This window comes from Sphingomonas sp. Leaf20, from assembly GCF_001421535.1.
GTDB lineage: Bacteria > Pseudomonadota > Alphaproteobacteria > Sphingomonadales > Sphingomonadaceae > Sphingomonas.
In genome coordinates this window covers 1,573,414-1,587,377 of record NZ_LMKN01000001.1, presented here as the reverse complement: position 1 = coordinate 1,587,377, position 13,964 = coordinate 1,573,414, and the positions used below count along the sequence as shown (strand labels likewise).

Sequence of the window (13,964 nt, the reverse complement as noted above, 5' to 3'; positions counted from 1 at the left end):
GGCGATCACCGCGCCCAGATCTTGATGTCGTCGGCCACGGCCTGTGGTCCCTTGTCCTGTGGCAGCAGCGCGAGAGGCTTGCCGCCCGGATCCATAAGATAGGCCTGACGCGAGTGGTTTACGAGGTAACCGCCGCCGGGCGACGCGTCGCCCTTCGCCGAAAAGATCGCGAATTCCTTCTTAACCGCCTCGATCGCCTCGGGCGTACCCGTCAGCCCGACCATCCGGGGATGGAAGGCCGAGACGAACTGCTTGACGATCGCGGGGGTGTCGCGCGTCGGATCGACCGTGACGAACACGGGCACGATCCGAGCGGCGAGCGCCGGATCGCTGCCCTCCAGCATCTTCATGGCCGCGCCGATCGTCTGCATGTCGGTCGGGCAGACGTCGGGGCAGAAGGTGTAGCCGAAATACATGATGCGGTACTTGCCCGCGAACTGGCGGTCGGTGACCTGTCGGCCATCCTGGTCGACGAGCGTGAATGGCCCACCGATACGAGCGCCGGCCAGCGGGGGGCTTTTGGCGGTATCCGTATCGGGGCCCGATGGGCTGCATGCCGCGAGCGCGAGCGCGGCCAGGAAAGCGGGGCGGAAACTGGTCATGATACAGCCAGCCTTGATCTGTTAGCCCGTGCGGCGCAAGCGTCGCACACCACCCGAGTTCCCGAGGATCTATCGATGCCGTACATCCGCAACTCCATCTCCCTCATGATGGTCGCCACGGTCGCCCTACCCGTCGCCGTGCTGCTGACGCCGAGCGCGGTGAATGCGCAGAACCAGTCCGAGGGGTATAAATTCCTCAACGCGGTGCGGGAGTCGAAGAACAACGACGTGCTCGAGATGCTCGGGCGGCCGGGCAGCAGCATCGTCAACTCGCGCGACGTGACGACCGGCGAGGGCGCGCTGCATATCGTCATCAAGCGCGGCGACGAGACCTATCTGCGGTTCCTGCTGCAAAAGGGCGCGGACGCCAATCTGCGCGACGGCAAGGGCAACACCCCGCTGCTGCTCGCGGTGACGACCGGACAGGCGGGGATGATCCCGATCCTGACCGCGGCCAAGGCGAACCCCAATCTGGGCAATTCGGCAGGCGAGACGCCGCTGATCCGCGCGGTGCAGCGCCGCGACATCGGCATGATCCGGACGTTGCTGGCCGAGGGTGCGGATGCGGACCAGGCCGACATCATCGCCGGCATGTCCGCCCGCGCCTATGCCAAGCAGGACGGGCGCAACCCGGTCGTGACCAAGCTGCTCGAGGATGCGCCGAAGAAAACGCGGCAGGCGGTGTCGGGACCGAAATTCTGAGACGCTGATCGACCGTCCGACACTGGACCCGCGCACCGAACCCGGCTTTCATGGCGCAAAGGGAGTGGCGGATGACGGTGATGCGATATTCAGGACTGGCGCTGGCGCTGTTGGGCTCGGCCCTCGGATCGACCACGACGCAGGCGCAATTGTCGCCTGCCGAGACGCGCGCGGTCGCGGTGGTCGATGCCGAGCATGAGCGGTCGATCGCGTTGCTGCAGACGCTGGTCGATCAGAACAGCGGAACGATGAACCTTGCGGGCGTCGCGAAGGTGGGCGCGATGGTCCGCGGCGAACTCGAACCGCTCGGTTTCCAGGTCCGGTGGAAGCCGATGCCGCAGACCAAGCGGGCAGGGCACCTGATCGCGGTGCATCCGGGCAAGCCGGGGACGAAGCGCCTGTTGCTGATCGGGCATCTCGACACGGTGTTCGAGCACGATTCGCCGTTTCAGCGCTTCGTACGCAAGGGCGACAGCGCACAGGGGCCTGGGGCGGGCGACGACAAGGGCGGGATGGTCGTGATGCTGTCCGCGCTGCGGGCGATGAAGGCGGCGGGGCTGCTCGACGGCGCGAATATCGAGATCGTACTGACGGGAGACGAAGAGGATGCGGGCGATCCGGTCGAGATCGCGCGCGCCGACCTGATCGCGGCCGGCAAGCGCGCCGATGTCGCGCTGGATTTCGAAGGTCTGTCGGTCGTCGACGGGCGCGACATGGGATCGATCGCGCGACGATCGTCGAACAGCTGGACGCTGACCACTACGGGCAAGACCGGCCATTCCTCGCTGATCTTCTCGGACAGCTATGGCGACGGTGCGATCAACGAGATGGCGCGCATCCTCGCGGCATTCCGCAAGGATCTGCCCGAGCCGAACCTGACGTTCAACACGGGTGTGGTCGCGGGCGGTGCGACCGCGGCGCTCGATGCCGATGGCGTCCGCGCGACCGCGACGGGCAAGGGCAACATCATCGCGGCGACCGCGGTCGCACGCGGTGACTTCCGGACGCTGAGCGAGGACCAGACGCAGCGGGTCCGCGCGAAGATGACCGCGATCGTCGCCCGCCATGCCCCGGGCACGTCGGCGACGATCAGCTTCGAAAGCGGCTATCCGGCGATGCCGCCGACCGCGGGCAACCGCGTGCTGCTCGACCGGCTGAACCGGGTCAATCGCGACATGCGTCTGCCGGAGATGGCGGCGCTCGATCCGCTGAAACGCGGCGCAGGCGACATCGCGTTCGTCGCAGGCGATGTCGACGGGCTGATCGGGCTCGGGACCGCGAGCAGCGGCGACCATGCCCCCGGCGAGACGGTCGACCTCGGCAGCATTCGCCGCCAGGCCAAGCGCGCGGCGATCCTGATGGCGCGCCTGTCCCGCGAGCCTGCCGCGCGCTGATCGCGCCTGCAACGCCGCCTAGCGGTCGACCACAACCGGCTTCGCGGTGGCGGTCAGGCCGTCGTCGTCGCGCAGCCTGAGGAACAGCGTGTCGCCGGGTCGCGGGATCGTCACCGATCCGGCGGTGAAGCCGTCGGGCAGGATCGTGGCGCCGGTAAATTGCGCGTCCCCCGCGACCGCCGCCAGCAGATACAACGACTCGCCCGACAGCACGCATCGTGGCGCGCCCTTGTCACACGTCACCCCCGTCAGCATCGGGAGCCGCACGAGCGAGACGAGCGGCGCCCAGTCGCTCGCCACGCCGTCCTGCAGGACCCGGTAGCGCACCGGGCCAAAGGCCGACGCGCCAAGCGCCTTGCCCGGGCCGAGCGTGACGATCGCAACCTGTGGCCCCTGCACGGCATAGCCGTTCGCCGCCGTGACGATCGTCGACGCGCGTCCATCGAGCGTCGCGATCTCGACCTGCTCGCGACCGGAAAAGCGCGTCGGCCCCTCGCCGCGGAGCGAGAAGGTCAGCCGCGCGTCGATCGGTATCGCCGTGCCTTGCGCGAGCGTGATCGGCAACGCCGCCGCGGTAGCGGTCGGCGTGGCGGTCTTGTCGATCAGCGTGACGACGGGGCGCGGCGGGGCGATCCGGACCGCTACCGGGAGCACGCGACCGTCCCTGAGCGTGACGCGGCCCGTCTTGTCCTGACCCGCCGTCCAGCCCTGGACCGTATTCGGTGTCGCGACCGTCATCGCGCGTTCGTCGGTCTTGGCGGTCCGGACCACCTCGCCCGGGGTGAAGACCGCGCCATCGACCGTCAGCGACGCGACGGTGTCGAGCCGGGTTCCCGTCAGCAGCCCCTGCACATCGCCTGCATGCAGCGTGAAGCCGTCGATCCGCCCGACCTCGGTCAGCGCGGTCAACGCGATCGTATCGGGCGCCGCGATCCCGGTCTGGCGAACGATCACCGAAACCTTCCCCGGCGCGAGCTGGGCCTTGGGGATCGTGGCGGTGATCCGGCCATCCGCCAGCGTGGTCCATTTGAGCGGCTCGGTCGCCCCCGAGGGGCGCGCCAGCGCGATGTCCTCGACACACGCCGCCGCGCCGCCCTCGATCGTCAGGCTGTTGTCGCGCCCTGCGACAAGCGTTGCCGCTTCGGTTGCGCGCCAGCTGTTGGCGCGGGGGCTCTGCAGGCGGAAGCGCGGGCCGTCGAACGGCGTGAAACCCCAGGTCCCGTGCAGCGTCGCGTCGAACCCCGTCCCGAACGCGCCTGCGTCGCCGCCGGCGCCCCCCAGCACGAACCCGCCCCGCTCGGCATCGGCTGCCACGGGAAGGTCGACGCTGCTGCCATCGGGCCGCGTGACGCGCACCGCCATCGCATGCGCGTACCGGGTGGCGTAGATCAGCGGCGCGCCCTCGACGGGCAGGAGAACGCCGTCCTCTGCGCGACACAAGGCACGCGCGGGCCCCACCGTCCGCAACGGCGGCGGCTCGGGGGTTTCGATCGCGGGGAGTGCCGCGACCATCACCGATTTCGGTCTGGCAAAGGACGGCGCGGCATTGAGCAGCAGCGACAGGCGGGCGTCGCTGGCACGCGCGAGCGCGGGAATATACTGGAACTGCGTCGACTGGAACGCGCCGAAGATCCGCGCGAGATCGCGCACCACGCCGATATAGGGGCTGTAATAGCCATAGCCGCCCTCGGGCGTCGCCGCGAGCTGGAGCGCGAGATCGGTGGGCGCGCCGACGAGCGTCTCGGTCAGCGACGCGCTGTGGCTGTCCGCGAGCAGCAACGAGCTGCGGCTCTGCGTCAGGCACGCCGCCTGCAGGTCGACCGCCTGTTCGAGGCACTCGGCCTTCAGCGTGATCGACAGGCTGCGCGTGAGCACGGGCGACACGGTCTCGATCCGTTCGGGACGAGTCCGCTCGAGCCGGTGGATCGAATCGAGAAACGTGTCGAGCCGGGCACGATCGAGCGAGGCCTGGTTCAGCTCCTGCGAGGCACGCACGAACGCACCGGGCTGTTTGCGGACCGCATCGACGATCGCGTCATACCCGCCACCCGTCTCGGGCGCGAGGAACAGGATCAGCTGGCGCGCGCCGGCGGGCACGGTGAGATCGAGCGTGTTCTTCTTGCGCTCCCACGTCTTGGCCTGCGCGAACCAGGATTTCGGGGGCGGATTGGTCGCGCCGCGCAGAAACGCGGCGACGAGCACATAGTGCACGCCCTGATCGCGCGGCAGTTCGGCGCCGACCGCGATCCGGTCCCCCTCGCTCAGATTGGGAACCTGCCCGATCGGCAGCGTCGTCCTGCCATGGGTCACGGTGACGCTCAGCGCCGGGCCGGTGAGGTCGAACGCGGCGGGATCCGCATGCGCCTGAGTCAGCGGGAACAGCGCAGCCAGCAGCAGCGCATGCCGCAAACGAAGGAACGACGCACGGATCGAGGGTCGCAAAACAGCCATAGGCGTGCGTCGTGGCGGTACGGCATGGCCTTTTTAGGGCGGCCGGTTGTACGGATGCGGTGCAGACCGAGGCGATCCGCCGACCGCGCTAGACGCTGACCTTCGACGCGGCGCGCCCTTTCCCGCCGAAAATGCGCAGATAGCGTTCGATCTCGGCCGGGTCGCCGGTCGCTTTCGACGGATTGTCCGACAGTTTCACCGCCGGCCGGCCATCGGCACGCGTGACCTTCGCGACCAGCGAGATCGGCTCGAGCCCCGCCATCCCATCGGGGTCGCAATCGCGGAAATCATTGGTGAGATTGGTGCCCCAGCCGAAGCTCATCCGCACGCGACCGTGGAAATGGCGATAGGTCGCCTCGATCGTGTCGACGTCCATGCCATCAGAAAAGATCAGCAGCTTGGTCTTCGGATCGCGGCCGTGCGCCTGCCACCAGCGGATGATCTCCTCGCCCCCCTCGATCGGCGGCGCGCTGTCGGGGCGAAAACCGGTCCAGTCCGCAACCCAGTCGGGGGCGTTGGCGAGAAACGCGCTGGTACCGAACGCATCGGGCAACGCGATCAGCAGGTTGCCGCCATAATGTCGCCGCCAGTCGTCGAGCACCTGATAGGGCGCCGCGGCCACCCCGGCATCGTCGGTCGCGAGCGCCGCGCGCACCATCGGCAACTCGTGCGCGTTGGTGCCGATCGCCTCGAGATCATTGTCCATCGCGAGCAGCACGTTCGAGGTGCCGATGAAGCGGGTTCCCAACCCCTCCTTCAACGCCTCGACGCACCAGCGTTGCCAGAGGAAACCGTGCCGGCGGCGCGTACCGAAGTCGGAGAGGACGAGATCGGGCAGCGCGCGCAGCCGTTCGACCTTGTCCCACAGCTTGGCCTTGGCGCGCGCGTAGATCACGTCGAGCGTGAAGCGCCCGCGATCGCGCAGCACGGCGCGCGCGCGCAGTTCGTTGACGATCGCAAGCGCGGGAATCTCCCACATCGTCGTGTGCGTCCACGGTCCCTCGAAACGCAGCTCGAACTGACCATCGACGGTGCGCAGCTCATAATCGGGCAACTGGAAATCGGCGAGCCAGCGCAGGAAATCGGGCGCGAACATCCGGTCCTGCCCATAGAAGCTGTTGCCCGCGAGCCAGATCAGTTCCTTCTTGCCGAACCGCACCGTGCGCGCATGGTCGAGCTGCGCACGCAACTCGCCCTCGTCGATGATCGTCGCCAGCCGGACCGTCTCCGTCCGGTTGATCAGCGCGAACGTGGCCTGCACGTCGGGATACTGCTGACGGATCATCTGCAGCATCAGCAGCTTGTAGAAATCGGTATCGAGCAGGCTGCGGACGATCGGATCGAGCCGGAACCCGTGATTATAGGTGCGCGTCGCTATGTCGGTAACGGCCATGCCGGACTCCTTCCTCGCGGTTCGGCCCGGCCGCGCGGCAAGGCGTCAGGAGCAGGCGGAACCATCCGGGGAGCGATAGCGCCGAAACCCGTTTTGCAAAGCCTTCGCCTGGCCGGCGGTCACCCGATCACGCGGGGCATCGCGGGTGAACCGGGCAAACGCCCGCACCGCCTGTCCCGACCGGATCACACGATCAGGCGTCGGCAAGCCGGCGCGCGCGGCGTTCGCCGCCGCCGGCATCGCGCGGCGCGCTATCCGGACCGCGCCGGTCGGTGCGGCGACGATCGCCGGCGACGGGCAGGCTGCGCTCGCGGCGCTCCCACCGGAAGACCGACGCCTGTTGCACCATCCGCTGGACCTTGGCCGACAACCCGTTGGCGGCAGCCGACGTCTCCTCGACCATCGCCGCATTCTGCTGCGTCGCCAGATCCATGTTGCAGACCGCTGCGGAAATCTCGGAAATGGCAAGCGACTGCGCCTGGTTGTCGACGACCATCCCGCCGACGAGCGCATGGACGTCGCCGACGTCGCGCGCGATCTCCGCCAGCGCCCCGTCGACCTGCTCGACCGCAGTGACCGCGGTCACGATCTCGGTCCGCGTGGTGGTCAGCTGATCGCGCGCGCTCTTGGCTTCCGCCTCGGCTCTTTGTGCGAGCACCGATACGAGATCGGCAACGACCGCAAATCCACGACCCGCATCGCCCGCCCGCCCCGCCTCGACCGCGGCGTTCATCGCGAGCACGCGGGTCTGGAAGGCGATCTTGTCGAGCCCCTCGATGATGTCGTCGGTTCCGGTCACGCTGGTGACCACCCGCGACATCGCCTGAACCGCGTCCTCGGCGGTCGAGCGCCCCGCGGCGACCGTGGCGAGCGCGCTGTCGGCCCGAGCCACCGTGCTCGACGAGGTTTCCGCCGACGATCGCAGACGCTGGTCGATCTGGACGAGCGCGGCACTGGTCTGTTCGAGGCTGGCCGCGGTGCTTTCGGTGCGCCGTGCCAGATCCTCCGATGCGGTCGAGATCTCGCCTGCGCCGCCCTGGATTTCCGTCGCGGTCTCGACGACGGTCTGGATCATCGCGCGCAGCGTCGACACGGCGCTGTTGAGGTTCTGCCCGATCTCGCGGAACGACGGCGGAAATTCGATCGCGGGCCCCCCTCTCAGATCGCCCGTCGCCATCGTCTGCAGCACGCCCGCAAGCGCGTCGGTGACCATCGTCTGTTCGCGGGACGCCGCTGCATCGGCCTCGGCGCGCGCTTCGGCCGCGACCCGGAAGCTTTCGACCGCCACGGCGATGCTGCCGAGCTCGTCCTTGCGATCAAGATAGGGGACGGATGCCGGTTCCCCGCGTGCCAGTGCCGCAGTGACGTCGGACAGGTCGACGGTGGGCGAGACGACCCGCCGCAGCAACAGCACGCAGAAGCCGGCGACGCCCCCGACGATCAGAAGCCCGATCACCGACAGCAGGACGAGCGCGCGGTGCAGCGTGGTCGCGGCACGATCGTTCAGGCTCGTCTGATAGGCGAGCGCACGCGTGACGAGCGTGTCGATCGCAGCGCGATGCGCCGCATAATCGCGCGTGATCCGCGCATAGCTGCGGTCGAGCGCACGACGATCGCGGGCGCGGGCCGCGGCCAGATACCGCGTCTCCACCTCGGTCCAGAACGCGTCGGCGGCGGGCTTGCTCGCGCGCAACGCGGCATAGACCGCCGGATCGATGTCGGTGTGCGACCAGAAGTCGTGACGTGCCCGATACTCGTCATGCAGCTTCGCCAGTCGCTTGCCCGCGGCGGGCGCATCGGCGGGATCGCGCAGAAGCAGCGTCGCCTCCAGATACGCCTGGATGATATAGGCAGGCGGGGGCAGGACATCCGCCACGAGGTCCGAGGTCCGCTGCGACTGGACCTGCAGCGGCCCGCCCATGCGGATGACGTCGATCCGCCATGTCGCCAGCCCGGCCGCCAGAATGATCATGAGCAGCAGCAGCGCGCCGCCGGCACGTACGAAGGTCCTGATAGTCATCCAACGCTCCAGATGGACAAACGCGCGGAACGGGCGGCGCCGCGCTCTGCCGGTATCGGTCCATTATAGCGCGCCGGGCGTCCCCGGCTGTGCGCAGAGCATCTAATTCACACGGTGCAACCGCCCGCATCGTGCGGGCGAAAACCCTATCGGTCGGTTTGCAGGCCGGTCCAGGCGTCGAACGCGGCGATCGTGCGTGCGCGCACCTCGTCCGGCGTGCCGGAGGCATCGACGACGACATGACGAGCCGGATCGCGCCGCGCCTGATCGAGGAACGATTCGCGGATGCGCAGGTGAAAGGCGAGATCCAGCGTTTCGAACCGCCCCTCGTCGACCGCCGAGGTCGCCAGCCGCTTGCGGCTTCGCGAGAGGCCGGTCTCGACGTCCAGGTCGAGGATGATCGTCAGATCGGGCCAGACATCGCCGACGGCAGCGGCGTGGAGCTGACGGATGAACGCCTCGGACATGCCGCGCCCCGCACCCTGATAGGCGATGGTCGAGCCGACATAGCGGTCGGAGATCACGAACCGCCCGAGTTCCAGCGCGGGTTTGATGACACGACGGACATGCTCGACGCGCGCCGCGGTCATCAGCAGCAGCTCGGCATGCGGATCCCAGGCATCGTCCGCGCCCGACAGGATCAGCGATCGGATCGCCTCGCCCTGCGGCGTGCCGCCCGGCTCGCGGGTCGCCGCCCCCTTGCCGCCGCGCGCGCGGAGTTGCTCGACGAGATAGCCGACCATGCCGCTCTTGCCGCTGCCGTCGATCCCCTCGATCGCAAAGAAACCGTTGCAGCTCATACCCGGCCGCGCATCGCATAGCGTGCAGCGGGGGTGAAGCCGGGCAGCGGGCGGCCCGCGCGTTCGATCACAGGGAGGAAGCTCATCGCGCCTCCCTAACCGACCAGCACGTGCAGGTCGAACGCCTCAGTCGCGAGGACCGCGGCGATCATCGATACGCCCGTTCATTCGCGAAGCTGTTCATGATGCCGGATCACCTCGTCGATGATGAAACGCAGGAATTTCTCGGAAAATTCGGGATCGAGCTGTGCTTCTTCGGCAAGACGGCGGAGCCGGGCGATCTGCCGCTCCTCGCGGCCCGGGTCGGCGGCGGGCAGGCCGTACGTCGCCTTGTGGCGCCCCACCGCCTGCGTGACCTTGAACCGCTCGGCCAGCATGTGGATAAGGGCCGCATCGATATTGTCGATGCTCTGGCGATAGCCGCTCAGCAGGTCGTCGGGCATCGTGGAACCTCCGATTCATTATGCGCGCCCGCCTTTTGCGGAGCGTTTCGCACGCCGGCAAGGGTTGCTTTGCGGAGGCTTACCGGCCAGAGGCTCGGGCAGATGAGCGCTACCGTCCACCGCCTCGACTCCTCCACTTCCAATGCCGGGTCACAGCCTTCGCTGGATCCGATGCTCCGGCTCGTCACGCACGATATGGATCAGGTCAATGCCGTGATCGTCGCGCGGATGGATTCGGAGATCCCGTTGATCCCCGAACTGGCGGGCCATCTGATCGCGGGTGGCGGCAAGCGGATGCGCCCGATGCTGACGCTCGCAAGCGCGCAGCTGATCGGCTACACCGGGACGCAGCATCATCTGCTCGCCGCCGCGGTCGAGTTCATCCACACGGCGACGCTGCTGCATGACGACGTGGTCGACGGATCGGACCTGCGTCGCGGCAAGCGGACCGCGAACATCATCTGGGGAAATCCGGCAAGCGTTCTGGTCGGCGATTTCCTGTTCAGCCGCAGCTTCGAACTGATGGTCGAGGCGGAGAGCCTGAGGGCGCTCAAGATCCTGTCGTCGACCAGCGCGATCATCGCCGAGGGCGAGGTCAACCAGCTCACCGCCGCCCGCCGCGTCGATCTGGGCGAGGAACGCTATCTCGATATCATTGGCGCGAAGACCGCGGCGCTGTTCGCAGCGGCGTGCCGGATCGCGGCGGTCGTCGCCGAGCGATCCGAAGCCGAGGAGGCCGCGCTCGACGCCTATGGCCGGAACCTGGGGATCGCGTTCCAGCTCGTCGACGACGCGATCGACTATGTTTCGGACGCGGACACGATGGGCAAGGATGCCGGCGACGACTTCCGCGAGGGCAAGATGACGCTGCCCGTCATCCTCGCCTATGCGCGGGGATCCGCCGAGGACCGTCAGTTCTGGAAGGACGCGGTCGAGGGCCGTCGCGACAGCGATGCGGACCTGCAGCATGCCGTACGGCTGATCCGCGCGACGCGCGCGATCGACGATACCTTCGCGCGCGCACGGCATTATGGTCAGCGCGCGATCGACTCGATCGGCGGCTTCCCCGACTCGGTGGCGAAGGACGCGATGATCGAGGCGGTCGAATTCGCGGTCGCGCGCGCTTACTGATCCGGCATCGCCCGGGCATCGCTTTATGCACCGACATGAAAACGGCGGCCGATTGCTCGGCCGCCGTTCTTGTTTGCAGTGATATCAGACGTTTAGCGGCACTTCACATTGCCGCGATCGACCGAGCGACCGAGCAGCGCGCCACCGCCGGCGCCCGCCAGCGTTCCCAGCGTACCGCCACCGATGAGGTTGGCGAGCGCGCCGCCGCCGAGCGCACCGATCACCAGGCCCGTCGTGCCGTCGTTGCGCTTGCAATAGGCGCGGCCGTCCTGCCCGCGATAGATGCGGTCGTTGCGGCCGAGGCGGCGCTCACGGTAGTTGCCGTTCTGATAGCTGCGCGAGGGATCCCAGTTGCGGTCGTCGCCATGCCAGTTGCGGTCCACGCGCCGATTGTCGCGGCGGTCGTCGCGCCGCTGGGCGGTTGCCTCGACGGGAGTAATCACGGGTGCGACGACGGCGACCGACATCAGTGCGGCAATCAGATGGTTCTTCACGGGGTCTTCTCCTGATCTATGACAAGGTAACCCCCGCGCGACGCAAAGGTTCAGACGGTCGCGGTATCCGCCATCGCGCAATCGTCCCCATCTCCCGTCTCGACCTGCAGCGTGGCATGGCCGATCCCGAACCGATCGTGCAGCAGTTCGCGCGCGTCGGTCAGGAACCGGTCGCCGGGATGGCCCCTGGGCATGACCAGATGCGCGGTCAGGACGGGCTCAGTCGTGCTCATCGGCCAGATATGAAGATCGTGGATCGCGGTAACGCCCGGAAGACCGCACAGCGCCTGATCGACATGATCGAAATCGATCCCGCGCGGCACCGCCGACAGCGTCATCTCAATCGTTTCGCGAAGCAGGCCCCAGGTCTGCCAGAAGATCAGGATCGCGATGGCGATGCTGACCGCGGGATCGATCCAGGTCAGCCCCGTCCGCCAGATGACGAGACCCGCGATCACGACGCCCGCCGACACGAGCGCATCCGCCGCCATGTGAAGATACGCGCCACGGATATTGACGTCGCCCTTGCGGCCCCGCGCGAACATCCAGGCGGTCACGGCGTTGACCGCGATACCGACGCCCGCGACCATCGACACCGTCAGCCCGGCGGTCGGCGCCGGACTGGCAAAACGCTGCGATGCCTCGAGAACGATCGCCCCCAGCGCCACCAGAAGCAGCAGCGCGTTGGTCAGCGCGGCGAGGATCGTCGATCCCTTCAGCCCATAGGTAAAGCGTTTGGTCGGCGCAGTCCGCGCGAGCATCGTCCCACCCCATGCGACGACCAGGCCCAGCACGTCGGAGAGATTGTGACCCGCATCGGCGAGCAGCGCGACCGAGTCGATCCGCAGCCCGACCAGCGCCTCGATCGCGACGAAGGCGATGTTGAGGCCGATGCCGATCGCGAAGGCGCGGTCGAACGACTCCGGCGCATGGCTATGGCCATGTCCTCCGTGCCCGTGGCCGTGCGCATGGCCGTGCCCCTGCCCCTGATCGTGCCCGTGATCATGTCCGTGATGATGTCCGCCCAACGTCTGCGCTCCGGTGATTCGGCCGGCGCGTAGCATTGCGGTGGCGTGAGATACTAGGACGCGTGCGGTACCGGCGATCGGGCGCCCGCGACAGAGCGGCGTTCAGCCGGCGCCGAACGCCAGTCCGTCGGCATCGGGGTCGGTCTGCGCGATCAGGCGGCGTGCCGCACGGCGTGCAAAGGCAAGCGTCCCGCGCTTCCGGACATGCGCGGGGAGGGGGGTGGTGTGCGCCTCGCGAACGATCGCCGCGTCGTACCGGTCCGCGACGATGATCCCGGTGCGTTCGGGGAGAAACGCCGCGCCGTGCAGCGGGCTGGCATCGAACCCCGCGGGCACCGCCCAGAAATAGCGATCGCAATGCCCCAGATAGTCGGGCCATTTTCCGTCCCCGAGCAGATCGGCGCGCGAGACCTTGATCTCGACGATGACGATATGGCCGCGTGCGTCGATGGCCATCAGATCGGCGCGGCGCCCGCCGTCGAGCGGCACTTCCGCCATCGCGGTCAGGTCATGACGCAGCAACATCCGGACCACGCCGCGCGCCACATCGGCTGCGCATAACGGGGATCCGGGTTCGTCGATACAGGAGGCCGGGGGGGTGTCGAGCATCGCCCGAAAATAGAACAATCCGCGAACGAGGCAAGCGCATTCGCCTGCTCATCCGCGGATCATGGGTCTCGAAATCGAAGCGGGACGCCGCGTGTTCAACCTTTCCCGACGGCGGTCGGGACGATCCGACTCAGCGGTAGAAGACGTGGTTGCCGATCGAGGCAACCTTGATGACGCGGCCAGCAGGGCGGCGGTCGGCGGTGTTGAAGTACAGCGCCTTCTGCGCGGGGCTGTTCCACGCGTCAGCGAGCGCGACCTTGGCGACGGCGATCGCGGTGCGATAGGCCTTGCCGATGTTGATGGTCGGGATCTGGCCACCGCGCACGAAGCTGAATTGGCCACGCTGCTTGACGACGGCGCAAACGTCCGTCGGGAAACGGCCCGACTTGGCGCGGTTGATGATGACTTCGGCGACAGCGAGCTGGCCAGTCAGCGGCTCACCCTTGGATTCGAAGTAGATTGCGCCGGCAAGGCACTCGAGCGCTTCGTCGGCGGCGGCATTGTCCTGCGCGGCGACGGCTTCTGCGAGGGTGTCGAATTCTTCGTCTTCGGCAGTGGTGGTGGGCTCGACGGCGGCAGGAACTGCGGCAGGAGCGACCAACGGAACATTCTGCGGAGACAGGGCGTTTAGATTGGCAAGTGCGGTAAGGCTGGCCGTCGAGCGGTCGATACCGCTGGCCTTGCCTGGTGCGCTGTTGCCGAGGAGTCCGGCAAGCGAGAGAGACATGGCTGCGATGGTCGCGGCCCGCTGCATTATCGTCATTCAAACTTATTCAGGTGCGGTTGAATCGCGGTTCGCTCGTCAAAGACGATCGTCCGTGCATCCCCCCGACTGCGTAATCGACCCGGATCGCACCCGCACCGACACAACGCCAATCAATGATGTAATCCCCCTCT

At 67.7% G+C, this 13,964-nt stretch carries 13 protein-coding genes; 3 read left to right on the top strand and 10 right to left on the bottom strand.

All coding sequences use genetic code 11. The features are described 5' to 3' along the window. Positions 1-5 precede the first annotated feature (5 nt). Complete coding sequence (locus ASE72_RS07270) at positions 6-602, bottom strand: SCO family protein (RefSeq protein ID WP_056018320.1); 597 nt, start codon at positions 600-602, stop codon at positions 6-8. 75 nt (positions 603-677) lie between these two features. Between ASE72_RS07270 and ASE72_RS07265 the strand changes: the two genes are divergently transcribed. Both ASE72_RS07265 and ASE72_RS07260 read left to right on the top strand, forming a co-directional pair. Next, entirely contained in the window at positions 678-1,304 is a 627-nt protein-coding gene (locus ASE72_RS07265) for an ankyrin repeat domain-containing protein (protein ID WP_235532268.1), read from the top strand. Positions 1,305-1,384: 80 nt separating this feature from the next. Then, on the top strand, positions 1,385-2,698 hold the full coding sequence (locus ASE72_RS07260) for a M20/M25/M40 family metallo-hydrolase (RefSeq protein ID WP_056019199.1): 1,314 nt from the start codon (positions 1,385-1,387) through the stop codon (positions 2,696-2,698). An 18-nt stretch (positions 2,699-2,716) separates the two neighbouring features. Here the strand turns inward: ASE72_RS07260 and ASE72_RS07255 are convergent, their stop codons facing one another. From ASE72_RS07255 to ASE72_RS07235, 5 genes are all read right to left on the bottom strand, one after another. After that, positions 2,717-5,149, bottom strand: a complete 2,433-nt coding sequence (locus tag ASE72_RS07255) for a hypothetical protein (RefSeq protein WP_235532267.1) — start codon at positions 5,147-5,149, stop codon at positions 2,717-2,719. An 88-nt stretch (positions 5,150-5,237) separates the two neighbouring features. Next, positions 5,238-6,542, bottom strand: a complete 1,305-nt coding sequence (gene pncB, locus ASE72_RS07250) for a nicotinate phosphoribosyltransferase (protein WP_056018318.1) — start codon at positions 6,540-6,542, stop codon at positions 5,238-5,240. Positions 6,543-6,735: 193 nt separating this feature from the next. Continuing rightward, a complete protein-coding gene (locus ASE72_RS07245; RefSeq protein ID WP_056018316.1) occupies positions 6,736-8,562 on the bottom strand; it encodes a methyl-accepting chemotaxis protein in 1,827 nt (608 codons plus the stop codon). Between the two features lie 146 nt (positions 8,563-8,708). Then, on the bottom strand, positions 8,709-9,362 hold the full coding sequence (tmk, locus tag ASE72_RS07240; protein ID WP_056018314.1) for a dTMP kinase: 654 nt from the start codon (positions 9,360-9,362) through the stop codon (positions 8,709-8,711). Between the two features lie 164 nt (positions 9,363-9,526). Then, on the bottom strand, positions 9,527-9,805 hold the full coding sequence (locus tag ASE72_RS07235) for a chorismate mutase (protein ID WP_056018312.1): 279 nt from the start codon (positions 9,803-9,805) through the stop codon (positions 9,527-9,529). Between the two features lie 102 nt (positions 9,806-9,907). Between ASE72_RS07235 and ASE72_RS07230 the strand changes: the two genes are divergently transcribed. Beyond that, positions 9,908-10,936 (top strand): polyprenyl synthetase family protein, encoded by a 1,029-nt coding sequence (locus ASE72_RS07230; protein WP_056018310.1) that lies wholly within the window; start codon positions 9,908-9,910, stop codon positions 10,934-10,936. A gap of 92 nt (positions 10,937-11,028) precedes the next feature. Here the strand turns inward: ASE72_RS07230 and ASE72_RS07225 are convergent, their stop codons facing one another. The 4 genes from ASE72_RS07225 to ASE72_RS07210 form a co-directional block, all read right to left on the bottom strand. After that, positions 11,029-11,430 (bottom strand): glycine zipper 2TM domain-containing protein, encoded by a 402-nt coding sequence (locus ASE72_RS07225; RefSeq protein WP_056018308.1) that lies wholly within the window; start codon positions 11,428-11,430, stop codon positions 11,029-11,031. 50 nt (positions 11,431-11,480) lie between these two features. Next, positions 11,481-12,458 (bottom strand): cation diffusion facilitator family transporter, encoded by a 978-nt coding sequence (locus ASE72_RS07220; protein WP_056019193.1) that lies wholly within the window; start codon positions 12,456-12,458, stop codon positions 11,481-11,483. Positions 12,459-12,560: 102 nt separating this feature from the next. Continuing rightward, positions 12,561-13,067 (bottom strand): MmcB family DNA repair protein, encoded by a 507-nt coding sequence (locus ASE72_RS07215; protein WP_056019190.1) that lies wholly within the window; start codon positions 13,065-13,067, stop codon positions 12,561-12,563. A 130-nt stretch (positions 13,068-13,197) separates the two neighbouring features. After that, the gene (locus tag ASE72_RS07210; protein ID WP_056018306.1) at positions 13,198-13,830 is read right to left on the bottom strand and encodes a cell wall hydrolase; all 633 of its coding nucleotides are present in this window, start codon (positions 13,828-13,830) and stop codon (positions 13,198-13,200) included. Positions 13,831-13,964: the final 134 nt, after the last annotated feature.

Bases quoted from the DNA above. Each gene is read 5' to 3' on its own strand.
- ASE72_RS07210 (WP_056018306.1), bottom strand. From the start codon at position 13,830: ATGACGATAATGCAGCGGGCCGCGACCATCGCAGCCATGTCTCTCTCG.
- ASE72_RS07230 (WP_056018310.1), top strand. From the start codon at position 9,908: ATGAGCGCTACCGTCCACCGCCTCGACTCCTCCACTTCCAATGCCGGG.
- ASE72_RS07260 (WP_056019199.1), top strand. From the start codon at position 1,385: ATGCGATATTCAGGACTGGCGCTGGCGCTGTTGGGCTCGGCCCTCGGA.
- ASE72_RS07265 (WP_235532268.1), top strand. From the start codon at position 678: ATGCCGTACATCCGCAACTCCATCTCCCTCATGATGGTCGCCACGGTC.
- ASE72_RS07235 (WP_056018312.1), bottom strand. From the start codon at position 9,805: ATGCCCGACGACCTGCTGAGCGGCTATCGCCAGAGCATCGACAATATC.
- ASE72_RS07245 (WP_056018316.1), bottom strand. From the start codon at position 8,562: ATGACTATCAGGACCTTCGTACGTGCCGGCGGCGCGCTGCTGCTGCTC.
- ASE72_RS07255 (WP_235532267.1), bottom strand. From the start codon at position 5,149: ATGGCTGTTTTGCGACCCTCGATCCGTGCGTCGTTCCTTCGTTTGCGG.
- pncB (WP_056018318.1), bottom strand. From the start codon at position 6,542: ATGGCCGTTACCGACATAGCGACGCGCACCTATAATCACGGGTTCCGG.
- ASE72_RS07270 (WP_056018320.1), bottom strand. From the start codon at position 602: ATGACCAGTTTCCGCCCCGCTTTCCTGGCCGCGCTCGCGCTCGCGGCA.
- tmk (WP_056018314.1), bottom strand. From the start codon at position 9,362: ATGAGCTGCAACGGTTTCTTTGCGATCGAGGGGATCGACGGCAGCGGC.
- ASE72_RS07215 (WP_056019190.1), bottom strand. From the start codon at position 13,067: ATGCTCGACACCCCCCCGGCCTCCTGTATCGACGAACCCGGATCCCCG.